Genomic DNA, 22,109 nt, shown 5'->3' with positions numbered 1-22,109 from the left:
TTTATCTCAAGTAAGGGGGTTGGTATTGGGCAAAAGGTAACTCAAGATTGACATAATAAGGCATATGCCCTGTTTGCTCACTGATAGGAGGAGGGGTCATATAATCTCCATATAACCGACTCAAATAGGTTTCATAGTTGTTAGGAGCACGGAATTGAGTATCTTCAAAATCCAGCATAACATAGGGGATAAAGTCTTTTTTGAAATGGATAGCATCCGGGTAGTTGGACAATACAAAAGGGCTTGCTATAATTTCTGAATCATCAAAGTCGTATTTTTGACTCAAATTTTCTATCTTGTGTTTGAAATGATCCAAAACAGGCTGAAACAACAAATGAGATCGGGTATTGAGTATAATTTGCTTGATTTGTTTGATAGGGAATTTATTCCTGTTTGAAGCAATGGGTTTCCAGTATTTTTCATATCTTCGACCCCCTAATTTCATCAAAGTCTCAAAATGTTTTTTGGCTTCTTGTATATGATTTCCTCCTCCATCAAGGATAAAAATATCAATCCCAATCCCTCCTTTATAATTGACCTTGTTTTGTGCAATAGTGGATTCAATCACGGTCGTATTTATGTCTTCAAGTTTCGCAAAATTCCAAATATAATGGGGTGTTTTGTCCCAATGTTTGAAAATAAATTTTTTGTCAAATACATGATGAGTGTTATTTAAAGAGTCTTGTTGATCTAGGGCTATGAGTTTCTCATAATCACTTCTTGGCATATAAAAATCCATATCATCATCCCATGGAATAAAACCTTTATGTCTGGCTGCTCCAAGTGTAGTCCCACAAGACATGAAATATCTAAGGTTGTATTTTTCACAAACTCTTTTGAATTCTTTGGCGACTTCTAGAGTTTTGCTTTGTATTTGCTTGAGAAGATGTTTATCCATTGGATATTTCCTTTATTTGATGAGTTTATTTTGTATCGCTTCAAGATCAAAAATGCTATTTTTTGCTCTTGAATTGAGTGAGTGGAATATATCTTCTATGTCTTTGGGGGTGATGCCATAGTCTTTGAAATCTGTTTTGACATGAAGTTGTTCGAAAAGATTTTTTATATCTTTTTGATAAGGAGAAAGGATATTTTTTGGGTTGCCCTCAGGGAGATTATCTAATAAAAAAGGGATACTAAAGCTGCAAGCAATGCCATGAGGGATATTTTTTTGCATTGTAATAGGGTAGCTTATTGCATGAGCCAAAGCTGTTTGAGTAGCACAAAATGCCAGCCCTGCAAAAATGCTTGCAAGGCTGATTTGCTCTCTTAAATAAAGGGAGTCCGGATTATCAAGAAGTTTGGGCAGGTTTTCTAAAATAAGTTGTATGCCTTTGAGGGCATTATTTGTAGAGATGGGATTTGCATTTTTGTTCCAAATAGATTCTATACAATGGGATAGGGCATCCAGAGAAGTAGCAATGGTAATATCTCTAGGGAGTGTGAGCATGAGATGAGAATCATAAAAAGCTTTTTTGCAATAAAGATTTTCATGGTGTAAGGAATATTTTTTTTGATCTTTTTTATCCCAAATAGTTGCCCAAGGAGTAAGCTCAGAGCTTGTACCTGCAGTTGTTGGAAAGGCAAAAACATCAATAGGGGATTTGTTTGGTTTGGGGATGAGGAGATTGTTTTGAATTTGCAAGGATCTTGCAATGCTTAGGGCTTTTGCACAATCAATCACACTCCCCCCACCGAGTGCGATAATACAATCAATAGAATCTGTAGCCCCTTCCAGAGTGTTAAAAAACTGAATTTGAGGATTTGGAGCGATATGATGGAGAACTTTTTTGAGTTTATGATTGAGGATACCCTTTATTTTATCGACAATCCCTCTTTTTTGAAATCCATCTGAAGTAACCAGCAGAATATTTTGAGATTTTATTTTTGAGATTTCTTCTAAATATTCAATGCCAAATTCAATTTGGACAGGGTTGTAAAAATTAAAATTCATTTGCCATTCTCTTGAAGAAAATTTTGCAATCTCTCTTTGACTTCATAGGGTTTAATTTTTGGACGTCCAAGATCTTTTTTGCTCCCTTTTTGGATTGATAAATAAATAAAAGTAGCTCCGGTTTTTTCATCACAATTAATAAAATCAACTAAGGCATTTTTAAAATCTTCTAAATTATTGGCATAAAAGACTTTTTTGTAGCCACAATTATAGGCAATTTGAGCCAGATTGCAAATAAAAGAGAGACTAAATTGACCCCCTGTAGAATCATGGCTTTGATTGTCCAAACAAATATGGCAAAAGTTTCCTTTTGCGTAATAGGCATTTGTGCTCATATTTCCCATTCGCATGAGTAAGGCTGAGTCTCCATCAATGGCTATGACTTTTTTATCATTTTCAAGAGAGACTCCCAGTCCAAACGAAGAGATACATCCCATAGACCCAACCATATAGAGATAATTTTGGCTATCATTTATTTCATAAAGCTCTCTGCCTGTTTTGCCGGTGGTTGCCAAGACAATGAGATTTTTGTTGTTGAGGGAATCTATGACTTCCAATGCCTCCAGTCTTTGGGGTAGAGTAGGTTTGGTCGGTTTTTGTATAAAGTATTTTTCTCCAATTTGGTGAAAATGAGGTGCTTGCAAACTAACAGAGTCAAAAGTGTCTTTACAAACAATGAAAAAGAAGCTTTTGTTTTGATTGATAATCTCTTCGGCTTGGGCTACTTGTTTGGCGGCTATATTTATATCCGGACTTAAAAAATCATAATCAATTTGACAAGTTTTTAAAATTTTATCTGTGATAGTGCCCAAGAGTTCATGTTGAGGTTCATCGCAAATACCTTGCTGCCCTCTTAAAGAAACGAAGCCAAGAATAGGGATTTTGAAAGTATAATTGAGACTTGTAAGAGGAGAGAGCGCATTTGAAAGACCGCTATTTTGCATAAGCACAACACCTGTTTGTTTGGAATTCAGGCTGATTCCGGAAGCAATGGCTACCCCATCACCTTCGTTGTTAGCCATAATAAAGGCATTTTCATTGATAGCGTAGTTGATAAGGGGATTGAGAAAAGAGCAGGGCACGCCGCTAAAAGTAACAAAACGATGTTGTTTGAGGATCTCTCCAAAATCTTTAGTGTTGAGCATATGTTTCCTTTGGGTGATGTGTGAGACATTGTATAAGTCTCAAGCCGGCTTGTTTTTTGTGAGATTGAGTGCAAATTGAAAACTTTATTTTTGGAGTCATTTTATTTTGTCCCCGGAATGAGATTTAGAATTTCTTTAATGTCCATACATTTATCTTCAATTTCTTTGCTTCTATCAAATTTCAAGATTCCCTCAGCGACATTTTTCATCGCCGGGTATGCAGAACGCAACAAATGGTTTGCATAAATGATGATATTCCCTCCGGCTTCTCCTAACTCTTTAGCTGTGATCTCATTGAAACTTGTAGGCACTAAAACAACGGGGGTATGAGCATCATATGCTCTAAAAATTTTGAGAAATTCAAAAATTTCATTGGGATTTTTTTGACGTGAATGGATCATAATCCCATCCGCCCCTGCTTGTATATATGCTTTTGCCCTTATAAAGGCATCCTCAATGCCTTTTTCTAAAATAAGGCTTTCAATACGAGCGATAATCATAAAATCTGATGTGACTTGAGATTTTTTGCCACTGCTGATTTTGAGGCAAAAATTTTCTATGCTATCTTGTTGTTGGGCAACTTCATTGCCAAAAAGAGAGTTTTTCTTCAAGCCAATTTTGTCTTCGATAATAACAGCGCTTACGCCTGTGCGTTCAAGAGATTTTATTGTGAAGACAAAATGTTCGATTTTGCCCCCTGTGTCAGCATCATAAATCAAAGGCTTTGTGGTTACTTCAAAAATCTCATTAATAGTGGTGAGTCTTGATGTGAGATCAACAGCTTCAATATCGGGTTTTCCTCTGCTTGTAGAATCTGTAAGTGAGCTTGACCAAATCCCATCAAATTCAATTTTGCCATTACCCTCCCCATTGGGTTGTGCATAGGCATTTTGGACAATTAGAGCTGAGATGGCATTGTGGGCTTCCAGAAAACGTAAGGGCTTTTTGGCTTGAATGAGTCTTCTTAGGAGAGACAATCTTGCATTGGTGCTAATGCCAATAGCTCTGGCATTTTCATTAAGCAAACTGGAGGAAATACCCGGAGTATAAGTGGGTTCTATAAGTTTGCCCTTGCCTAATTCTTTAAGAATATCAATAACATTTTGTCTTGTTTTTTCTTGAGGACCGCTTTTCCAATCATCGCCATGGACAACAAAATCAGGTTTAAGTTTGCGGATATTTTCTTCGTAACTTAGGGTTGTTTGGGGGATAACTTCACAGACATATATAAGTGTTTGTATGATTTCCTTTCTTTGTTCATAGTTCATATAAGGGAGTCTTTTGTAAGAGGCAATTGCTTCATCTGTTAGTAGTCCTACGATTACTTTTCCATAACTTGAGGCTATCTTTAGAATATTGATATGTCCCGGATGGATAAGATCCCCACTCATTCCAACATAGACGATTTTTGATGTTTCCATTTTTAACCTTTTTTAGTTTTTAGTTTTTTGTAAATTGGCAAAAATATTTTATAAAGACCTATGCTTTTGAGAAAAGGAATTATCAAATCGGCTCTATAAGAATAAAAAGCCTTTTGATAATTTTTGGCTAGAGTCTTAGAGTATAGAATATTTTTTATAAGTTTGGGACAAAAATCCGGGATTAGTTCTTGATTTTGCCAAAACGGATTGACCCCACAATGTTCTCCTCTCCCATCATGACCAACATTAACCGATAGAGGCTTGATAGGGTAGAGGGTGTAGCGATTGGTTTTAAACATGTTAAAACATATCATCACATCAGCATGTTTTTTGTTGTTCTCTAATGTGTCTTTTAAGATAGGAAGCATATGTGTTGAAATAGCATTAAAGGCTTTGATTTGTTTTTTGTCTTTGATAAATTCTTCCACACCTTTTAACTCCCAATCAATGCTTTCATATCTATCCTTCCACATACCTGTTCCCCATGGTGAAAACATCTTTAAGAGAAAAACATCATAAGGATAATTTTTGGGGATTATTTTTTTGTTATCATAATGAACGCTAGAAGTGATAGATATAATTTCTTGATTATCTTTGTAGAGTTCCAGGGCTTGGTTCATATATTCCAGAAACTTATTAGAGACCAAAATATCATCTTCAAATGAAATGAGTCTTTCGTATTTGGAAAAAATATAATCTGTAGCCTCTTTTCCTGAGTTAAAACTACCTTTGTTAGATTGCCAAAATATCCCTTCCACACTTTTAAACAAAGATGTATGGCTTAAGGTATTGATATAATCTCTGACTTCTTTGATAGCTTTTTGATGTTCCAGCTTATAGGGCGCATCAGATACAATAAAGACATCTGTATGTCTTGCCAATGAATTTTTTGCCAATGACTCTATGGCATTCTTGAGGCAATCAAGGCGATCATAAACCATTATCATTACAGGAGCAAGATTTTCCATATGATTTTACTTACCTTCTTGTTGGATATAGTGATAAAATTTTATCTAAATTATATGAAATATTCTACATTAGTGAATACACAACAAAAGCTTGCAAGACAAAATGATTTAATAAGTCTTCTAATAAATTATATATAAATTTTAATTTATATAAAAAGTGGATTATATTTTTATTTATAATTTATTTTATGATTTCTTAATCTCTTAAACCTCTCACTCATATTCAAATGTTCTTGAATAACCACTTTTGTAGGGATTTTATAATTAGGGAGATAATTTTTGCAATAATCCCTGATTAACTTCTTTAACCCCAGCTTATCATTGGGATTTAGTTTATGCGTATCTACTACAAGGGCAACACTAATACTTTGTCCTGTAAGGATATGAGGTTCTCCATAAACAAGACAATCTTGAATACCTTCTATTTGAGTAATGATATTTTCAATTTCTTGAGGAAAAACTTTTTCTCCCCCTACATTAATAATTTCTTGAGTGCGTCCTATGATTTTAAGATATTCTTCTCCATTTTCTATCATAGTCTCTACTTTATCCCCTGTGCAAAACCAACCATCTTGAAATACGCAATTATCTGCATTAAGATAGCCTAGAGTCTGTGTTTTTGATTTGAGCCATAATTCATTGTTGATGATTTTGTATTGCGTGGAGGAAGTGTCTAGTTGGATAAAGCCTTCTTTTGTTTTTGAGTTTTTTGTTTTAATCGCATTGGTTTCGCTTGTTCCAAAGCTTTGCTTAAACCTCACATGAGGCAAAGCAGTTTTAAGATTTTTAAGCACTGAGTGGGGCATGGGTTCAGAGCCATAAACCACAAGCTTCAAAGATCCCAGATTATAATAGTTTTGGGATTGGCTAAGCAATAGTAATTGTAAAAATGAAGGAGAAGCGGGCAAAATTTCTACTTTGTGTGTTTGGATAAGTTCGCATATTGCTTGAGGAGTCCTACTTGTAGGGATACTCAATGTCCCTCCAATGGCAAATTGATTGAACAAAACATCTATACCGGCAATATGGTTGATGAGGAATACTCCGGCTGTGTTGGTTGGATGGAAAGATTTTTGTTTATAAACTTCAAGCATAGCATCCAGGTGATGTAAGATGGCTTTGGGCTTGCCTGTGCTTCCGGAGCTAAAGATAATAAGCCCGCTTGAATGATTTGCTTTTAAAATGTTGAGTAAAGATAAAGAAGAGTGGGAGGTATTGGCTTTGGAATAAGGCGTGATTTGTCCATTTTGTAAAAGATATTCTACTCCAAAGCTTTGGAGATAGTGATCGAAATTATTGGGCAACAAAGGAGCGATAATGCATTTTTTGGCGATCAGAGCAAGAAAGGTCGCAATACCCATAAAACTATAATCACCTATAAGGGCAAGTATGCTTTGATCCGGAATTTGTAAGTTTTTAGATATATCAATGGCTTGTTCAAGGAGATGATCGTAAGTATATTTTTGGTTGTTCTCAATGAGGGCAATGTGATTTTTGTTTGCAATAAAACGTTGGAAAAATGGATGCCAATTTTTTAGGAGACCTTGCATAAAAGATCCCCAAAATAATCTTCACAATTTTGAAGAGGATCATTTATGCCCCCCCCCCCTCAGTTTTTAAGCGTATTTTTTTAAACCTCTCACTCATATTCAAATGTTCTTGAATAACCACTTTTGTAGGGATTTTATAATTAGGGAGATAATTTTTGCAATAATCCCTGATTAACTTCTTTAACCCCAGCTTATCATTGGGATTTAGTTTATGCGTATCTACTACAAGGGCAACACTAATACTTTGTCCTGTAAGGATATGAGGTTCTCCATAAACAAGACAATCTTGAATACCTTCTATTTGAGTAATGATATTTTCAATTTCTTGAGGAAAAACTTTTTCTCCCCCTACATTAATAATTTCTTGAGTGCGTCCTATGATTTTAAGATATTCTTCTCCATTTTCTATCATAGTCTCTACTTTATCCCCTGTGCAAAACCAACCATCTTGAAATACGCAATTATCTGCATTAAGATAGCCTAGAGTCTGTGTTTTTGATTTGAGCCATAATTCATTGTTGATGATTTTGTATTCCAGATTGGGATCATTGAGGGCAATGAAATTTTCTTTTGATTTTGTTTGGGTGATCCCTATCTCTGAAGCTCCAAATGTTTGATGAAAACGGACTTTTGGTAAGGCAATTTTGAGACGTTTAAGTAGGCTGTCAGGCATTATTTCTGTGCCATAGGTGATGAGTTTGAGTGAGCTTAGGTCGTATTTTTTGTGGCATTGATTGAGTAAGAATAGATTGAGGAATGATGGTGAGGCAGGCAAAATAGAAATTTGGTATTCGCAAATGGCTTGGGCAATCCCATCGACATTTTTGCGATCTTTTGGGATAAAGGCACAACCCCCTATGGCTAGAGATTGTAGCATGGTGTTAATCCCCCCGATATGATCAAAGAGCAAAAACAAGAGCATGCAAATGGATTTGGGTTTTTTGGATAAATAAGGGGCTAAAAGATTGTCTAAGTGATGTAAGATGGCTTTGGGCTTGCCTGTGCTTCCGGAGCTAAAGAGGATAAGCCCGCTTGAATGACTTGCCTTGAGATTGAGGATAAGGGGGTGTTTGCCGGATGGGTTTTGGGCTTGGAAGATATGATTTTGGCAGATATAATCAACCTGTCCTTCTTGGAGTTTCATAGGGAGGGTTGGGTCTTGGGAGAGCGGGATGAGAATCATTTGAGATTGCACACAGGCTAAAAATAAAGCAATATTTTCTAGGCTAAAGTCCCCAAGAATTCCTATGCAAGATCCCTTTGGTATGGAGGATAATTTTTTTTCAAAATCTTGCATACTCAAGAGAAGATCGCCATAAGTATAGGTTTTTTCTTCTGTGATTAGGGCATTTGAATTGGGGTCAAAAGAATAGAGCTTTTGGATAAAACGATGTCCGAGATTATCCATGGACACCCCCAAGATAGAGAACTTGCCCGGTAATAAAATCACTTTTTTCATCTATAAAAAACTCAATCCCATGGAGCACATCTTCAAATGTCCCAAACCTCTTGATGGCTTGGGCATTGAGTAGGGCGTCCATTTTTTCTTTGGGAACATTTTTGATGAGATCAGTAGGCACCGGTGTAGGACCTATAGCATTTATGGTGATATGAAATTGGGCTAATTCTTTTGAACAAATTTCAGTGAGATTGACAATAGCTGCTTTGGATGCCCCATAAATGGCTTCTCCTTCCAGTCTCAAAGGAGTCGCGACACTAGCAAAATTGACAATACGAAAATGAGGAATTTGCCCTTGTTTTTTGATAATAGAACAAGTCGCACTCATAATTTTGGCACATTCTCTGATAAACAAAAAACTTCCAAACACATTTGTAGCAAAAATATTTTGCAAGGTTTTATAGGGGCTTAGGAGAATGTGATTCATTGAAGCTATCCCTGCATTGTTGAGGAGAATATCAATTTTTCCAAATTCTTTTTTGATAGTCTTGATCATAGAGATAACATTTTTTTCATCGCTGACATCCAGACTAAAATGTCGGTAATTGGGGTGATTGATGCTAGATTCTCCTCGAGAGCAACCACAAACAATATAGCCTTTTTGCAAATAATAATCACTCAAATCTTTCCCGATACCTTTTCTGGAGCCTGTAATGACTAAGACTTTTTGATTTGTCATTGGGGATTCTTTTGTGAGACAGATTCTAAGATATACTCACTTAGACTTTGGACATCTCTAAAGGGTGAGTTTCTCTGACTCATTGCTTTTTCATCTGCCAAAGTAATGCTGATATTGAGTTCATCATCAAGCAATGTTTCTAAATCAGAGATTAAAGACACTAAAGCCAGGGAGTCCAGATTGCCGCCTTCTCCATAGATTTTGGTTTGTTCATGAGGGGTTTTTAAGGCTTGATTTTCTAATTCATCGCTTAAGTTTTGCAGACTTTTGTAGATGAGATTTTGGATTTTTTCTTTCATGGTTGATTCCTTATTTTTTGATAAAAGCGTAATTAAAAATATTGCTTGTTTGATAGCCATATTTGAAATGCATATTTTTGACACGAGGATTTTTGATCTTATCTACCCACAAAAAAATATGAGTGATGTGAGAATGGAGCATTTTTGTATAATATTGCTCTATTAACTCAATAAGACTAAAAGAATCTGTGCCCAAATTCGCAAGAAAATTAAAATGACTTGTTTTTTCTTTAAGCGTATAAATTAGGTAGGCTGCGATTTGATTGTGGCTATTTTTGATGAGGATTTGTTGGTTTTGGATATAAGATAAAAGCATTTTTTTATCAGGAAAATGATCAAATCTTTTATCAAAATTTTGATATAAACTTTGGTATAAAAACTCCATATCATCCTCTGTTGGATAGAGAATATTTTGGAGTTTTGCAAGTTTGGTTTTGAGTTTTAGTTTATGGGTGGCTAGGGTTATTTTTTCATAAATGGCTTTTTGATAAAAATATTTTTGTATAATATTACTGAGTTCAGGGGGCATTTGACCTTTTTGGATAATCTCCAGGCAGATAGACTCCGGGGGGAGTGTTTGCAAAATTTCATCTAAATCACAAAGATCATCAGAGATAAAATATAAAGAGCTAAACCCATCTTTTGGTAACAAAAAAACCAGGCTTTTAGCGCTTTTTTGAGCATAGACATCCTGATGGACAGGGGTGAAATAATTACTATAGGAGCTATGGGAAAATTCTTTTTGCCAATGTTGGATAATACGGGGTTGTGTAAGTTTCATGCACAACTCTTATCAAAAAAATTATCATAGAAGATAGGAGAATCCCAAATCTTAAGTTTCTCTAGCCCCCCCCCCCCATTGCTGCTTAAGAAGCATATAAATATTGTCTTTGCACAAAAATAGTGATGGAGATTCTGAAAATGGGGCATTAATAGAATAGGATTCAATAATATATTGTCTGTGCGATAGAAAAATTTTAGGTTTAGGTATGACTCCATTGGCATCCATGCTTCTTAGAAATGCACTGATTTTGGGTCTTTCCCAATGAATGTCCAAAATGCCATTGTTGGGCAATTGTTTTGAAGTATGCATTTGGAATGGGAGATGAGGCATGGGGGAGCTTATCAAAGTATTATTTAAAAGATTTTCTCTGATTTCTCTAAAAGCTTCCACTCCTAACTCCATGAGTATTTTAATCAGCCTTAAGCTTGTCATTTCCGGGGTGAGGGAAATTTGTTTTTGAATAATAATATCCCCACTATCTAAGGTATTTGTAGCGATATGCCAAGTAATGCCGGCTAATTTATCTTGGTTGTAGATACTCCAAATAGGGGCATTGACTCCTTTATGTAGGGGAAGTAGAGCATTGTGAAAATTAATAATTTTAAAATAAGGTTTTGAAAGGATATCTTGAGGGAAGATATAATTATTATTTGCGCTGATTATAAGAGTTTTTTCAGAGATATTTGAGAGAAATTGTGTGATTTTTGTTGGGCAATCATAGGCATGATAAGGGATATAGTGTTTTTGACAAAATTGCTTGATCATGCATAGAGCATGAGGTTTATAAGAAATAACTTCAAGGGAAGGCTTTTTATCTAATAAAATTTTTAGAATTTCAAGGGCAATGTTCCCACCCCCTATAATCAAAATCTTTTCAAAAAACATCATGCAGCTTTTTGAAAAAGGCAGGACTCTAAGAGTATGCCGGGATTATATTCCTCTAGCCCCCCCCCCCATTGTTTAATTGCAGGAGTTTTGATATATATAAAATTTTTTAATCCATCGGGTATAAAACCTTCTATTTTATACATATTCATCGCCTTTGTATTGTGAGTATCACACCATAGATAAACAAATTCTATAGCAAAATTGTTTAATTTTTGATAAAAACATCGCCATATTTCTATCAAACTTTCTTTACCTCCATAATTGGCAATATAGTTGATATACACTCCCTTCCCGCGATGTTCAAAGATAAGGTAACTTATAATTTTATTATTTTTGTATAGAGATAAAATATTGCCATTTTTTATCCAATTTTGGATTGTTTCAAGATGAGGGAAGTGATCGAAATAGATATTGAAATCTTTTTGTATAAGGGCTTGAATTTCTTTGGCATCCAAAGGGGGCGGGTTGTAGAAAGAAGTTTTTAAGAAGGGGTGGTATAGCTTTTTTTTGAGACGCGCGTAAAGGGCTTTTTTCTCCAAAAACTCAAAGGAAATATCTTCTTGTTTTTGTAGAATTTCTATACATAAAGTTTGCTTATTTTCCAGATAAAAAAGAGTATTTTTGAGTTCTTCTAAATAATTGGTAAAAAAATAGAGTCTAAAAAATCCGGATTCTTTTTTAAGAATGATGATAGAATGAGGGGTAATTTTTACTTCATAAAATCTATTTTCATAAGTATAAAAATTTGTATAAGTTGGTTGTTTTTGGGCTTTGATAATAGAGATTTGAGAAATAATCTTATCTAAACCCATTGTAATGAAATTTTGCATACTCTAGCTTTGTGTTTTGATAATATTTTTGATAGCCATTCTATCAATTTTGCCATTTGCATTCAAGGGCAGAGCATCTAGTCGGATGTATCGTTGAGGATACATATATTTGGGGATTTTGTTCTTGAGATGACTGATAATTTCTTTTTTGTCAATTTTTTGATGGCTTTGATAGCATAAGATGATTTGATTATCTTCATACAAGGCACAGAGATTTTGCAAGGCTTTCATGTCTCCTAAAGCCATTTCAATTTCACCAAGTTCTATGCGGTAGCCATTATGTTTGATTTGATAGTCTTTGCGTCCTGCCAGGATGAGTTCTCCATAGGAGTTATACTGAGCAAGATCCCCTGTTTGATATACTTTGTCATAGTATTTGTTATGCAAGGGATTTTGGATAAAAACTTGAGTTGATTTTTGAGAGTTTTGGAAATATTGCAATGACAAGCAAGACCCGCGAATATAAATTTCGCCAATATGGTAGGGTTGGGTAATGAGATGGTTATGCTCATCAAGAAGGAATATTTGAGTGTTTTTGCAAGGTTTGCCTATAGGGATAGGTTGTGTGTCTTCAAAATCTCTATCTACCAAATAGTAAGCGCAAATATCTGTGATTTCACTAGGTCCATAGAGATTGCCAAAAATTGCATTTGGATAATGCTTCCTAAAATAATTCAAAACTCTTGGACTCATAGCTTCCCCGCCAAAAAAGATTCTCTCAAGCTTGGGGCGTATGGTTGAGAGTAGATCCAAATTAGCTATTTGAGTGAGGATGGAGGGCACCCAATAAATATAATTGATATTTTTTTCTTCAAGATATTGAAGGCTTTGGGCAGGGAATAAGAATTTTTCTTCAGGAATGAGTATGAGTTTATTGCCGATTGCAAATGTGGGGTAGATGTCAAAGAGAGATTTATCAAAATAAAAAGGTGATTGATTGCCTATAATATCTTCAGGTTTAGGTCTTATTTTTTCTTCACTCAAAATCCATTCAATATAATCAATAATGGATCGGTGAGAAACAACCACTCCCTTAGGAACTCCTGTTGAACCGGAAGTATTGATAATATAAGCCGGATCGGTATCAATAAGGTGTTGGTAATTGGTGATGGTATTAACAACAGGGGTTAAAAGATCTTCTATGATCAAAATATTTCTATCCTCAAATAATCCTTCTAACTTCTTTTTATTTTCTTCATCCGTAATTATCAAAGCAGGGGATATATTCTTCACAATAGCTTCGAGTCTTTCTTGAGGACTTTTAATATCTAAGGGCATATAAATATTCCCTGATAATAAAATCCCTGTAAGACTTATGAGTGCTTGAATATTTTTGGGAAGAAAGATAGCGATGACACTAGGGTGCTCAGGCAAGTGATTTTTGCTTAAATGAGTCGAAAGATTACAAGCAAGATGGTAAAAATCTTGGAAACTCATGGATTGATTGGCATCTATGAAGCCTATTTTATGGGGGTATTTTGCAAGGGTTATTTGTAAATACTCAATCACATTGATTTTCATCTAAGACCTGTTTATTTGATTTATTTTTTGCGCTATAAGGCTTTTTTATTTCAGTACTGAATGTGATTACCACGATGGCGCTTTTTAATTATTTTGATAAAATTTTCGTAATTATAGCACAACCGTGCTTAATACCCAACGGAGGTTTTACCCCCATCAAGGACAATATTTTGCCCTGTTATCCAACCGGAGCGCGCAGAAAGCAAGAATTCTACCAAATAAGATACATCTTGAGGTTTCCCTACTCCTAATGGAGGGGCCAAAAGAGTATCTTGGAGATGTTGGGTAGCGCGTGTTTGGATATTGCCTAATATAATAGAGTTTATCCTTACTTGGGGAGAGAGTTCGTGGGATAAACTCCTGCTTAAAGAGTCCAACCCCGCCTTGGAAGCAGCATAGACAGAAGTTCCTTTATAGCCTATTTTTGCGCTGATACTTGAGATGAGGATAACATTTTTGAGATGATTTTGATTGGGTTTTTTGAGCAAAGCAGCCATGATCTCACAACAAGAGAAAAGATTGATATTGAATGTCTCTAGGGCATAGGAATAATCAAAATGTTTGATAGAGCCAAAATTTGAATTTCCTGCGCAATGGACAAAGGATTCTATTATCCCCCCCCCCCCCTAAGAAATTCTGTAATTGTGGCTTAATAGTTGCTATTTGGTTGCAATCCAGGAGAAGTTTTTGATGGGGTTGTTTGGGATCTAATTGGGGTAAGATTTTATCGAGAGATTTTTCTTCTCTGCCGCAGAGAAGTAGGGGATAAGTTTTGGATAAAGTAGTGGCAATTTGAGTGCCAATATCCGAACTTGCTCCTGTCAAGAATACGTATTTCATAGGGCTGTCTTTTTTTCATAAATATAAGTTTTATCTAGAAAATCTCTAGGATAAGGGTATTCAAGCATGAAATCTATATTGTCTGAAATTGCTTGAGTGATGGTGTCAAAAGAAGTTTTTTCATCAACGATTTGGATTTGTGTTTTGCCGATTTTGGCTTCTTTGATGGCATGATAGCTATTGAGAGTTTTGTTGAGAGTGTCATCTTTAAAGGCTTCTACATTAGCATACCTCACAGGCAAAATAAAAGTCTCTTTTTTGATCGCATTTGGTAAAATTATATTCCCTTCAAAGTTTTTGTCATACCGGTAGGGGACTTCTAGCATTTTTTCTATATAATGAGAATAAGTGAAGCAATCACAAACTCTATTGCCAAAGAAGAGAAATTTAACGTGTTGTTTGTGGTGGAGTTTGTCAAAAACAGATCCTTTCCCGCAAGAGTGTTTGCCAATATCCAGAAGCGTGGTATCTTTGCCAATAAGCGCGCAAGACATGAGGGGATCTAGAGTGCGTTTGGCTTGTGGGAGTTTCCTAAAATATTCACTCAAAATTCCCATGGGGGATTTGGTGTGGCAAGGATCAAAATCTTCTTTAGCGCAAAAGCTAAAACTAAAAGTAGGGACGATCAAATTAGCCACATTTAATGAAGCAAAAATATCAAAAAGATGCCCCAGTAATTCTTGTTTTGACAATGCGGCATTGGGAATTCCAAAGCTTAGCTCAGAGTGGATAAATAAATAATCGCACTCTTGGGCTTTGATTTCCATTAGGGCTTGGGCAATGTCATTTTTGGTAATAGGGTTGTTCTGATGGGTAAATAAGATGAGATTGTTTTCTTCCATAGTTTTCCTTAAACGCTATAGCCACCATCAACAACAATTTGCTGACCGGTGATCCATCCGGATTGGAGCAAAAATGCCACCGCTTCTGCAATATCCTCTACTCTCCCTTCCCCTAAAGGGTATTTTTTAAGAACCCTTTCTTTGGTTTGTGAATCATAAATGATTTTTGCCATTTTGGTGTCAAATATAGTACCGGGCAAGATTGAATTGACTTTAATTTCAGGGGCAAGCTCTAAACTCAAGCTTTTCATATAAGCATCTAATCCTGCCTTAGTAGAAGCATAAAATCCATCTCCGGCCTCACATTTTTTGCTTGCAATACTTGAGATGAAGATGATATTCTTCAAGTATTTTTTTGTATTTTTTTTCAATAGAGCCTTGCAGATACTCATTGCAGAATAGAGGTTGACATTTGCACAAAAAAGCATTTCTTCATAACTGAATTTTTTCGCATAAGAAGCGTAGTTGATACCTGCACAATGGATAAAAGATTCAATTTCCATCTCTTGAAGTAGCAAATGTATTGATTTCTCAAGTGATGTAATGTCGTTGAGATCGGCTAAAAATATTTTGTGATTTTTGGGATTGTGTAGTGAGTTGCGTGTTGATTGAAGTCTGTTTGTGTCTCTGGCACATAAAATCAAATTGTGCTTAATGGAGAGTTTTTTTGCTATGGTTTGACCGATTCCGGAATTTGCCCCTGTGAGCAAAATATAGGAGTTCATTATCGTTTCTTTTGGATGAGTGCGACCAGATCACCTACAGTTTTGGCTGATTTGATTTCATTGGTATAAAGCACTATGCCGTATTCTTTATCCAAAAATGTAATCAGTGTAATGATGCTGAGACTATCCCAATCTTCAAAATCCTCTAATAAATCTTTATCATTGATAACATCAAGCTCTAGTATATCTTGCAGTTTTTTATAGATTTTTTCCATTTGTTACTCCTTGTTTTATGGGTTAAAATTAAAGAATTCGTTTTGTCCGATGACTTCAGCAGGGTTACCAAATGCGATGGAGTTATTTTTGATACGTTTAAAAACAACACTTGCCCCTGAAATTTTGCAGTTGTCGCCAATTTTTGATTTTGGGAAAAACATAGTTCCCATACCTGCATAGTTTCCATTCCCCATTGAGGTAAATCCTCCAAACCCACAGTGGGAATTGATGACGTTGAAATTTCCAATAACACAATCATGTCCTATTGCACAAAATCCATTGACGATATTACCAATACCTATTTTGACATTTGCGGCGATAGAATTAAATGGCGCTATAATATTGCCTTCCCCAATATTATGGGTATTGGTAACAAAAGCTTTTGGAGAAATCAAGTTATAAAACTTCACCCCTCTTTGTTTGAATAAATGATAAAGTCTATAACGTGCCAAAGGCATACCAATAGCAATAACAATATAATCATCTTCTTGAAAATCATAATCATCATAATGCCCTAAAAAAAACGACTCCAATCCATAAGGAGCTAAATCATTGCTTGTAGAAAGAAATCCTTTAAAAACAATACTTTTATCTGTAGCCATCACATCTGATAAATACTGATAACACTCACTCCCAAATCCTCCTGCTCCAATAAAAAAGATATTTTTCATCTCAAGCACTTCTTTTGGAAATATAAGAGGGATAACAAGGAGAAGTCATAGAGTTCATAAAAGAAGCTAAGCAAATAGAGGATCTGATAGCTTTGGCTTGTTCTTTGGATAAGGTCATCAAGATGATATAAGTAAAATAAGCAAAGGCTAAAGGAGGAATGAGTTTTACCTGCCCCCCCCCCGTTGAGATTTTTTAGTTTCAATGAGATCACAAATATCTTGAAGTGTTTGAGCGCTGCAGAGTTCATCAAGATTGATAAAAACACCATAGTGCTTTTGCGCGTATGACATAAGGGCGATCATTGCCAAACTATCCCATTCTTCAAAACAACAGAGTGCTTCATTAGGTTGCAAGGTTGGGATATCAAGCAATTCTTGAAGTTTGTCTGTAAGGGGCTGCATTTATTCCTCCATAGTGATGATATTAAGATAGGGGATTTTGTTGATATCCATGATAATCCCGGATAAAGTTAGCCCCACCCCAAACCCACCTAAACATAATTTTAGGGGCTGTGATTTTAGTTCTTCAGTGAGGTTGAAGCACAAATTTAAGGGGATAGTTATCCCACTTCCATTGCCAAAATTTTCTACAATATTATTAGGCATTTTTTCATAAGAGATTTTTAATTTATCCGCAAGCTTTTGAAGCATAAATTTATTGGGTTGGTGAAAAATATAATAATCAATCTCTTCTTTTTTGAGGTGAGCATCTTGGAGGAGTGATTCTACCATCTTTGGGACATATTCTTGGACGAAGCTAAACACTGAAGCCCCCTCCATCACCAAATTGTCCAAATTTCTGATATTGCCATCTTTGTCTTGAAAATCTTGGGAGCTTTTGGGATTGCTTGGAAGTTTGAACCCTCCTGCGGGGATGTGGATAGCGAGCGCATTTTCGCCAAAGGTTTTGTTATAGCAAAAAATCTCTTGTTTGCTTTCATCTTTTTGTGCAATTTTTTCTACAATAGTGATGCTGCCTCCATCGCCTACAAGCGGGTAGCTATTCCTGTCTCTTTTATTGACTTTTTTGCTTAAAATATCTGTATTGGCTATAGCTACTTTGTGGATATTGGGATTATCGAGCATAAAAAATGCTTGGAATAATCCATGTATAAAACCGGCGCAGCCTTGATTGAAGTCAAAACATAAAATATCTTTTTTTAACCCGACCTTATCTTGTATGATAGTTGAAGTTTGTGGGATGAGATAATCAGGAGATTGAGTAATATAAATAAAAGCATCAATTTCGTCGGGGTTGATGATTTTGTCTTCAAAAAGTTGCTTGAAGCCTTTGATGATAAAATCAGAAGCAAGTTGGTTTTCGCCGGAAATTCTGTGTTTATGATAACCCATCAATTCTTTGAGTATTTGAGATTTTTTAGGGGGAAAATTATAGTTTTTAATTTCATCATCAAAGTAGCTTTCATTTTTGGGCAAAATAGAAATAATAGAGGAGATTTTTTTGTTATAAAATCTGAAATTCATCTTTTGCTTTCCTCAACCAATTTGGCAATATCTGCAATGGTGTTGAAATAATGAGGCGTAATTTTACTCCCATCAATAGAGATTTGGAATTCTTTGTCTAAAGATGCCACCAAAGATACAATATCAAAAGAGTCAAATATCCCATCCTCAATAAATTGTGTATCTTCAGCAGGTTCAATATCTACCCTAAGTTCGCAGATGATTTGCTTGATTTTTTCTTCTGTTTTGTTCATGAGTTCTCCTTATTTGTGCCGATGACTTCTGCAGGGTTACCAAGGGCGATAGAGTTGGGTTTGAGTTGTTTGGATACGACTGAATTTGCCGAAATGATGCAGTTATGGGTAATGTTTGTTTTGGGCGTGAGGGTTACTTTGTGCGCGAGGAAATTCGAATCACCCACGCTTGCTCCCCCACCAAAAGAAACATAAGAGCTGATAAAATTATAATTCCCTACCTTGCAATCATGCCCTACTAAGGCATACATTCCAATGATATTGGCATTTCCTATCAGAGTATTTAAGCCAATGCCACTAAATGGCGCTATAATATTGCCTTCCCCAATATTATGGGTATTGGTAACAAAAGCTTTTGGAGAAATCAAGTTATAAAACTTCACCCCTCTTTGTTTGAATAAATGATAAAGTCTATAACGTGCCAAAGGCATACCAATAGCAATAACAATATAATCATCTTCTTGAAAATCATAATCATCATAATGCCCTAAAAAAAACGACTCCAATCCATAAGGAGCTAAATCATTGCTTGTAGAAAGAAATCCTTTAAAAACAATACTTTTATCTGTAGCCATCACATCTGATAAATACTGATAACACTCACTCCCAAATCCTCCTGCTCCAATAAAAAAGATATTTTTCATCTCAAGCACTTCTTTTGGAAATATAAGAGGGATAACAAGGAGAAGTCATAGAGTTCATAAAAGAAGCTAAGCAAATAGAGGATCTGATAGCTTTGGCTTGTTCTTTGGATAAGGTCATCAAGATGATATAAGTAAAATAAGCAAAGGCTAAAGGAGGAATGAGTTTTACCTGCCCCCCCCCCCGTTGAGATTTTTGGCTTAAAAATTCTTCTTCAAGCTTGAGAATTTCTTTTTTGCGCTCCAGGATTCTTCTGGCAGGGATGCCAAAATAAACACCCCAAGATTTTGTCGGGCGACTCACCAGACTCAAAGCCCCCACACTTACCCCCTCTGCTAAGCTCCCCCCGGGCAATATGATAGAATTGCATCCCAGGAGAGAATATTTTCCCAGCACGATTGGTTTTGAGGTTATTCTCCTGTATTTTTCATCTACACAAGGACCCACAAGCCCATTTCCCAAAAAATCATCACTACTCCCAAGTATCTTAGAGTGGATACTCACAGAGGCAAAATCCTCAATATAAATCCCTTCTTCTTTGCACATGAGGACACTTCCTGTGCTGATATGAACATAATTGCCAATCTCAATATGACCTGAGAGGATAACAAAATCATCAATCCTTACATTGGATTTGATAGAAATATTTTGGGCTTGATAAATGCTTGCTTTTTTGCTTATAAGAACGTTTTTGCCTATGGATTTGAAGTTCAGGTTTTGTAATTCTTCTTGAGTATAAAAGCTGGTATTCATAGAGTGCCTAAAATTTTTTATTGCAATTATATCTTAAATGTTTAGAGATTGGAATAGATTTATTTTGTGGGATTTGATGATTTATTTTAGATTTAGCATTTTGTAGAGGGATTTGAGGGTATGAATAATCCCTAATTTTTTGAGTAGCTTGAAAAAGCGCATTTGGCTTATTTTTTGTTTTGTTTTTAGCATAGAAGTCATTTGCAAATAAGCCCCATCATAGTTTTTGAACCAATGTTGGTTTTTCCTTCGATTTGCGCCGGCTAAGTCTTGGGAAAAAATATGATCAAAAAATTCCATCAAATCCCGGAGTTTCTTATGCGGGTAGTTTTGATCATAAAAAACACGCTCTCTTAATATATCCATAAATAAAGTATCATTCTTATCAATTTCGATGATTTTTTGGACTAGGGCATCGAAATTTTTAAAATCATGGGCATTGATGAAGGCTTTTTTGTTTATGCCCCCCCCCCCATTGACTTATTGTAGTGTCTCCCCAATAAATAGGTATAGTTTGGGCTCCAAAAGCTTGGAGAATTTTTTCTGTAATGTAGCCGCTTGTAGAGGAATTTTCAAAAGCGATACTGAATTTGTAGTGTTTCATGAACTCATACTTGCTGCTTGAAAAATCACCCTTTAATATTGGCAATGCTCCTCCAATATTGTTGCGATAAGATCCTGCGCTATCGACTTGTTTATACAAACTTAAAAAATCAAAAAATTCCTCTCTTAAGCGGGAGCTATTAGAGTGAGAATAGATATAATTGCAGAATTTGTTTTTGTCTTTGAGGATTTTGTCTGTAAAATGATGTTTATTTATCGCTCTTTGGAGGTCTTTTTCATAGAGTAAAAATAAGGGGTATCGGATATATCTGTCTTCAAAATGCAGATGATTAAATCCAATGCCATAATCACAAATATTAAAATCAGGGCAGATATTTTCGCCTGTGAAAAAAATACGGATACAATCATATTTGGCATGTTCATATCCAAATACCGAATAAAGGACATAATCAGGGTCTTGACTTTCTACAATGTGATATTTTTCTGAAAGTTTTTGGACAAAATAATTTTCTTCGAACTTTTCACCCCTCCACCAATCAAGTATTTTTAGTTTTATAATCGGTTTCATTTTAGGAGTTGGATAATTTTGTCTTGTGCGTCTTGAGTAAGTCCAACATACAAGGGTAAGCATAAAATCCTGCTTGCTATGTCTTGGGAAATGGGGCAAGGGCAGCTTGAAGGGTTGAAGTTCAATGTATCCAAACTGGGATAAAAATATCTTCTGGGAAAGATACTTTCAAGATTGAGTCGCTCTAGGGCTTGTGTAAGCTTACCTTCATCTTCAAACAATATAGGGAAATAGTGGTAATTGTTGTTTGCATGAGGGTTGCATTCTTGCATACTATAAGTATCTTTTAAATGTCGGTAATAATATTCCCAAATTTTTTGTCTCTCTTGGAGAATGAAATCCATATCTTCTAAAATACACAATCCCATAGCAGCATGAAATTCACTATTTTTTGCATTGATACCTAATGTTTGAGGGTAGTTATTAAAAAGTCCGAAATTAATGATTTTTTTGGCTTCTTCAATCATGGCGCTATCATTACAAATAATAGCCCCTCCTTCAATAGTGTGGAAAAGCTTGGTTGCATGGAAACTAAGGGTAGCTACATCTCCATAGTGAAAAATACTTTTATTTTTATAGGTTACTCCAAAGGCATGGGCAGCATCATAAATGACTTTGAGATGGTGTTTTTGAGCGATATTTTCAATATTTTCTACATCACAAGGATTGCCAAAAACATGCACAGGCAAAATTGCCTTTGTTTGTGGGGTGATATGTGAGGGAAGAAGATCGCTGTGAAGGCAAAAGGTATTTTTGTCAATATCACAAAATCGAGTTTGGAGCTTCTCCCACAAAAGGGTGCTTGTTGTAGCTACAAAGCTAAAAGGAGTGGTGATGACTTCATCGCCACTTTTTAACCCCATAAGAGTATAAGCAATTTGGAGTGCAATAGTTCCATTATTGACAAACAATAGATTTTTTACATCTAAATAAGCGCATAACTTTTCCTCTAATTCTCTGCTTAGAGGTCCAAAATTGGTTAAGTGGTTTGTTTGCCAGATTCTATCAAGATACTTTTGATATTTTTTAGGATCAGGCAAATAAGGCTTATTGACATTGATAAGCATAAAAT

General features: G+C 35.5%; 27 protein-coding genes. All 27 read right to left on the bottom strand.

Translation table 11 applies throughout. The annotated features are described in order from the left end of the window. Position 1 precedes the first annotated feature (1 nt). Complete coding sequence (locus tag BKH45_RS00560; RefSeq protein ID WP_095273525.1) at positions 2-898, bottom strand: LicD family protein; 897 nt, start codon at positions 896-898, stop codon at positions 2-4. A gap of 12 nt (positions 899-910) precedes the next feature. Further along, on the bottom strand, positions 911-1,954 hold the full coding sequence (locus BKH45_RS00555; protein ID WP_095273524.1) for a phosphonoacetaldehyde reductase: 1,044 nt from the start codon (positions 1,952-1,954) through the stop codon (positions 911-913). Further along, entirely contained in the window at positions 1,951-3,099 is a 1,149-nt protein-coding gene (aepY, locus tag BKH45_RS00550) for a phosphonopyruvate decarboxylase (RefSeq protein WP_095273523.1), read from the bottom strand. The genes BKH45_RS00555 and aepY overlap by 4 nt, the downstream gene beginning before the upstream one ends. Positions 3,100-3,200: 101 nt before the next feature. Beyond that, on the bottom strand, positions 3,201-4,520 hold the full coding sequence (aepX, locus tag BKH45_RS00545) for a phosphoenolpyruvate mutase (protein WP_257874459.1): 1,320 nt from the start codon (positions 4,518-4,520) through the stop codon (positions 3,201-3,203). Between the two features lie 2 nt (positions 4,521-4,522). Further along, complete coding sequence (locus BKH45_RS00540; RefSeq protein WP_095273522.1) at positions 4,523-5,488, bottom strand: hypothetical protein; 966 nt, start codon at positions 5,486-5,488, stop codon at positions 4,523-4,525. Positions 5,489-5,658: 170 nt separating this feature from the next. After that, positions 5,659-7,038: a fatty acid--CoA ligase family protein gene (locus BKH45_RS00535; RefSeq protein WP_095273521.1), complete on the bottom strand. Its 1,380-nt coding sequence runs from the start codon at positions 7,036-7,038 to the stop codon at positions 5,659-5,661. Between the two features lie 43 nt (positions 7,039-7,081). Next, a complete protein-coding gene (locus BKH45_RS00530) occupies positions 7,082-8,446 on the bottom strand; it encodes a fatty acid--CoA ligase family protein (RefSeq protein WP_095273520.1) in 1,365 nt (454 codons plus the stop codon). After that, complete coding sequence (locus tag BKH45_RS00525; protein ID WP_095273519.1) at positions 8,439-9,176, bottom strand: SDR family oxidoreductase; 738 nt, start codon at positions 9,174-9,176, stop codon at positions 8,439-8,441. The genes BKH45_RS00530 and BKH45_RS00525 overlap by 8 nt, the downstream gene beginning before the upstream one ends. Next, the gene (locus tag BKH45_RS00520; protein ID WP_095273518.1) at positions 9,173-9,475 is read right to left on the bottom strand and encodes an acyl carrier protein; all 303 of its coding nucleotides are present in this window, start codon (positions 9,473-9,475) and stop codon (positions 9,173-9,175) included. Before BKH45_RS00520 ends, BKH45_RS00525 begins: the two co-directional genes overlap by 4 nt. Positions 9,476-9,485: 10 nt before the next feature. Next, the gene (locus tag BKH45_RS00515) at positions 9,486-10,256 is read right to left on the bottom strand and encodes a hypothetical protein (protein WP_095273517.1); all 771 of its coding nucleotides are present in this window, start codon (positions 10,254-10,256) and stop codon (positions 9,486-9,488) included. Between the two features lie 51 nt (positions 10,257-10,307). Beyond that, entirely contained in the window at positions 10,308-11,144 is an 837-nt protein-coding gene (locus BKH45_RS00510; protein ID WP_180675547.1) for a formyltransferase family protein, read from the bottom strand. Then, positions 11,144-11,977, bottom strand: a complete 834-nt coding sequence (locus BKH45_RS00505) for a hypothetical protein (protein WP_095273515.1) — start codon at positions 11,975-11,977, stop codon at positions 11,144-11,146. Before BKH45_RS00505 ends, BKH45_RS00510 begins: the two co-directional genes overlap by 1 nt. A 3-nt stretch (positions 11,978-11,980) precedes the next feature. Continuing rightward, positions 11,981-13,498, bottom strand: a complete 1,518-nt coding sequence (locus BKH45_RS00500; protein ID WP_095273514.1) for an amino acid adenylation domain-containing protein — start codon at positions 13,496-13,498, stop codon at positions 11,981-11,983. A gap of 128 nt (positions 13,499-13,626) precedes the next feature. Continuing rightward, positions 13,627-14,064 carry an SDR family oxidoreductase gene (locus tag BKH45_RS00495; RefSeq protein ID WP_257874469.1) on the bottom strand — a complete coding sequence of 146 codons (438 nt, stop codon included), beginning with the start codon at positions 14,062-14,064 and terminating at the stop codon, positions 13,627-13,629. After that, a complete protein-coding gene (locus tag BKH45_RS00490; RefSeq protein ID WP_095273512.1) occupies positions 14,051-14,338 on the bottom strand; it encodes a hypothetical protein in 288 nt (95 codons plus the stop codon). Before BKH45_RS00490 ends, BKH45_RS00495 begins: the two co-directional genes overlap by 14 nt. Then, the gene (locus BKH45_RS00485; protein ID WP_095273511.1) at positions 14,335-15,180 is read right to left on the bottom strand and encodes an AAC(3) family N-acetyltransferase; all 846 of its coding nucleotides are present in this window, start codon (positions 15,178-15,180) and stop codon (positions 14,335-14,337) included. Before BKH45_RS00485 ends, BKH45_RS00490 begins: the two co-directional genes overlap by 4 nt. An 8-nt stretch (positions 15,181-15,188) precedes the next feature. After that, positions 15,189-15,905 carry an SDR family oxidoreductase gene (locus tag BKH45_RS00480; protein ID WP_095273510.1) on the bottom strand — a complete coding sequence of 239 codons (717 nt, stop codon included), beginning with the start codon at positions 15,903-15,905 and terminating at the stop codon, positions 15,189-15,191. Then, positions 15,905-16,120: an acyl carrier protein gene (locus BKH45_RS00475; RefSeq protein ID WP_095273509.1), complete on the bottom strand. Its 216-nt coding sequence runs from the start codon at positions 16,118-16,120 to the stop codon at positions 15,905-15,907. Before BKH45_RS00475 ends, BKH45_RS00480 begins: the two co-directional genes overlap by 1 nt. A 15-nt stretch (positions 16,121-16,135) precedes the next feature. Continuing rightward, positions 16,136-16,792, bottom strand: a complete 657-nt coding sequence (locus BKH45_RS00470; protein ID WP_095273508.1) for an acetyltransferase — start codon at positions 16,790-16,792, stop codon at positions 16,136-16,138. A 165-nt stretch (positions 16,793-16,957) separates the two neighbouring features. Next, positions 16,958-17,194, bottom strand: coding sequence for an acyl carrier protein (locus BKH45_RS00465; RefSeq protein ID WP_095273507.1), 237 nt, complete (start codon positions 17,192-17,194; stop codon positions 16,958-16,960). Beyond that, a complete protein-coding gene (locus tag BKH45_RS00460; RefSeq protein ID WP_095273506.1) occupies positions 17,195-18,277 on the bottom strand; it encodes a ketoacyl-ACP synthase III in 1,083 nt (360 codons plus the stop codon). Next, on the bottom strand, positions 18,274-18,510 hold the full coding sequence (locus BKH45_RS00455) for an acyl carrier protein (RefSeq protein WP_095273505.1): 237 nt from the start codon (positions 18,508-18,510) through the stop codon (positions 18,274-18,276). Before BKH45_RS00455 ends, BKH45_RS00460 begins: the two co-directional genes overlap by 4 nt. Then, positions 18,507-19,154, bottom strand: coding sequence for an acetyltransferase (locus BKH45_RS00450; protein ID WP_095273504.1), 648 nt, complete (start codon positions 19,152-19,154; stop codon positions 18,507-18,509). The genes BKH45_RS00455 and BKH45_RS00450 overlap by 4 nt, the downstream gene beginning before the upstream one ends. 1 nt (position 19,155) lies before the next feature. After that, positions 19,156-19,905 (bottom strand): galactoside O-acetyltransferase, encoded by a 750-nt coding sequence (locus BKH45_RS00445; RefSeq protein ID WP_095273503.1) that lies wholly within the window; start codon positions 19,903-19,905, stop codon positions 19,156-19,158. An 81-nt stretch (positions 19,906-19,986) separates the two neighbouring features. Beyond that, a complete protein-coding gene (locus tag BKH45_RS00440) occupies positions 19,987-20,271 on the bottom strand; it encodes a hypothetical protein (protein WP_095273502.1) in 285 nt (94 codons plus the stop codon). 64 nt (positions 20,272-20,335) lie between these two features. Then, on the bottom strand, positions 20,336-21,100 hold the full coding sequence (locus BKH45_RS00435; protein WP_095273501.1) for a glycosyltransferase family 10: 765 nt from the start codon (positions 21,098-21,100) through the stop codon (positions 20,336-20,338). Next, entirely contained in the window at positions 21,034-22,104 is a 1,071-nt protein-coding gene (locus tag BKH45_RS00430; RefSeq protein ID WP_095273500.1) for a DegT/DnrJ/EryC1/StrS family aminotransferase, read from the bottom strand. The genes BKH45_RS00435 and BKH45_RS00430 overlap by 67 nt, the downstream gene beginning before the upstream one ends. Positions 22,105-22,109 lie beyond the last annotated feature (5 nt).

The organism is Helicobacter sp. 11S03491-1 (assembly GCF_002272835.1).
In the GTDB taxonomy this organism is placed as follows: Bacteria; Campylobacterota; Campylobacteria; order Campylobacterales; family Helicobacteraceae; genus Helicobacter_J.
This window is presented reverse-complemented; position numbering and strand designations above follow the sequence as displayed.

Bases quoted from the DNA above. Each gene is read 5' to 3' on its own strand.
- BKH45_RS00560 (WP_095273525.1), bottom strand. From the start codon at position 898: ATGGATAAACATCTTCTCAAGCAAATACAAAGCAAAACTCTAGAAGTC.
- BKH45_RS00555 (WP_095273524.1), bottom strand. From the start codon at position 1,954: ATGAATTTTAATTTTTACAACCCTGTCCAAATTGAATTTGGCATTGAA.
- aepY (WP_095273523.1), bottom strand. From the start codon at position 3,099: ATGCTCAACACTAAAGATTTTGGAGAGATCCTCAAACAACATCGTTTT.
- aepX (WP_257874459.1), bottom strand. From the start codon at position 4,520: ATGGAAACATCAAAAATCGTCTATGTTGGAATGAGTGGGGATCTTATC.
- BKH45_RS00540 (WP_095273522.1), bottom strand. From the start codon at position 5,488: ATGGAAAATCTTGCTCCTGTAATGATAATGGTTTATGATCGCCTTGAT.
- BKH45_RS00535 (WP_095273521.1), bottom strand. From the start codon at position 7,038: ATGCAAGGTCTCCTAAAAAATTGGCATCCATTTTTCCAACGTTTTATT.
- BKH45_RS00530 (WP_095273520.1), bottom strand. From the start codon at position 8,446: ATGGATAATCTCGGACATCGTTTTATCCAAAAGCTCTATTCTTTTGAC.
- BKH45_RS00525 (WP_095273519.1), bottom strand. From the start codon at position 9,176: ATGACAAATCAAAAAGTCTTAGTCATTACAGGCTCCAGAAAAGGTATC.
- BKH45_RS00520 (WP_095273518.1), bottom strand. From the start codon at position 9,475: ATGAAAGAAAAAATCCAAAATCTCATCTACAAAAGTCTGCAAAACTTA.
- BKH45_RS00515 (WP_095273517.1), bottom strand. From the start codon at position 10,256: ATGAAACTTACACAACCCCGTATTATCCAACATTGGCAAAAAGAATTT.
- BKH45_RS00510 (WP_180675547.1), bottom strand. From the start codon at position 11,144: ATGTTTTTTGAAAAGATTTTGATTATAGGGGGTGGGAACATTGCCCTT.
- BKH45_RS00505 (WP_095273515.1), bottom strand. From the start codon at position 11,977: ATGCAAAATTTCATTACAATGGGTTTAGATAAGATTATTTCTCAAATC.
- BKH45_RS00500 (WP_095273514.1), bottom strand. From the start codon at position 13,498: ATGAAAATCAATGTGATTGAGTATTTACAAATAACCCTTGCAAAATAC.
- BKH45_RS00490 (WP_095273512.1), bottom strand. From the start codon at position 14,338: ATGAAATACGTATTCTTGACAGGAGCAAGTTCGGATATTGGCACTCAA.
- BKH45_RS00485 (WP_095273511.1), bottom strand. From the start codon at position 15,180: ATGGAAGAAAACAATCTCATCTTATTTACCCATCAGAACAACCCTATT.
- BKH45_RS00480 (WP_095273510.1), bottom strand. From the start codon at position 15,905: ATGAACTCCTATATTTTGCTCACAGGGGCAAATTCCGGAATCGGTCAA.
- BKH45_RS00475 (WP_095273509.1), bottom strand. From the start codon at position 16,120: ATGGAAAAAATCTATAAAAAACTGCAAGATATACTAGAGCTTGATGTT.
- BKH45_RS00470 (WP_095273508.1), bottom strand. From the start codon at position 16,792: ATGAAAAATATCTTTTTTATTGGAGCAGGAGGATTTGGGAGTGAGTGT.
- BKH45_RS00465 (WP_095273507.1), bottom strand. From the start codon at position 17,194: ATGCAGCCCCTTACAGACAAACTTCAAGAATTGCTTGATATCCCAACC.
- BKH45_RS00460 (WP_095273506.1), bottom strand. From the start codon at position 18,277: ATGAATTTCAGATTTTATAACAAAAAAATCTCCTCTATTATTTCTATT.
- BKH45_RS00455 (WP_095273505.1), bottom strand. From the start codon at position 18,510: ATGAACAAAACAGAAGAAAAAATCAAGCAAATCATCTGCGAACTTAGG.
- BKH45_RS00450 (WP_095273504.1), bottom strand. From the start codon at position 19,154: ATGAAAAATATCTTTTTTATTGGAGCAGGAGGATTTGGGAGTGAGTGT.
- BKH45_RS00445 (WP_095273503.1), bottom strand. From the start codon at position 19,905: ATGAATACCAGCTTTTATACTCAAGAAGAATTACAAAACCTGAACTTC.
- BKH45_RS00440 (WP_095273502.1), bottom strand. From the start codon at position 20,271: ATGGATATATTAAGAGAGCGTGTTTTTTATGATCAAAACTACCCGCAT.
- BKH45_RS00435 (WP_095273501.1), bottom strand. From the start codon at position 21,100: ATGCTTACCCTTGTATGTTGGACTTACTCAAGACGCACAAGACAAAAT.
- BKH45_RS00430 (WP_095273500.1), bottom strand. From the start codon at position 22,104: ATGCTTATCAATGTCAATAAGCCTTATTTGCCTGATCCTAAAAAATAT.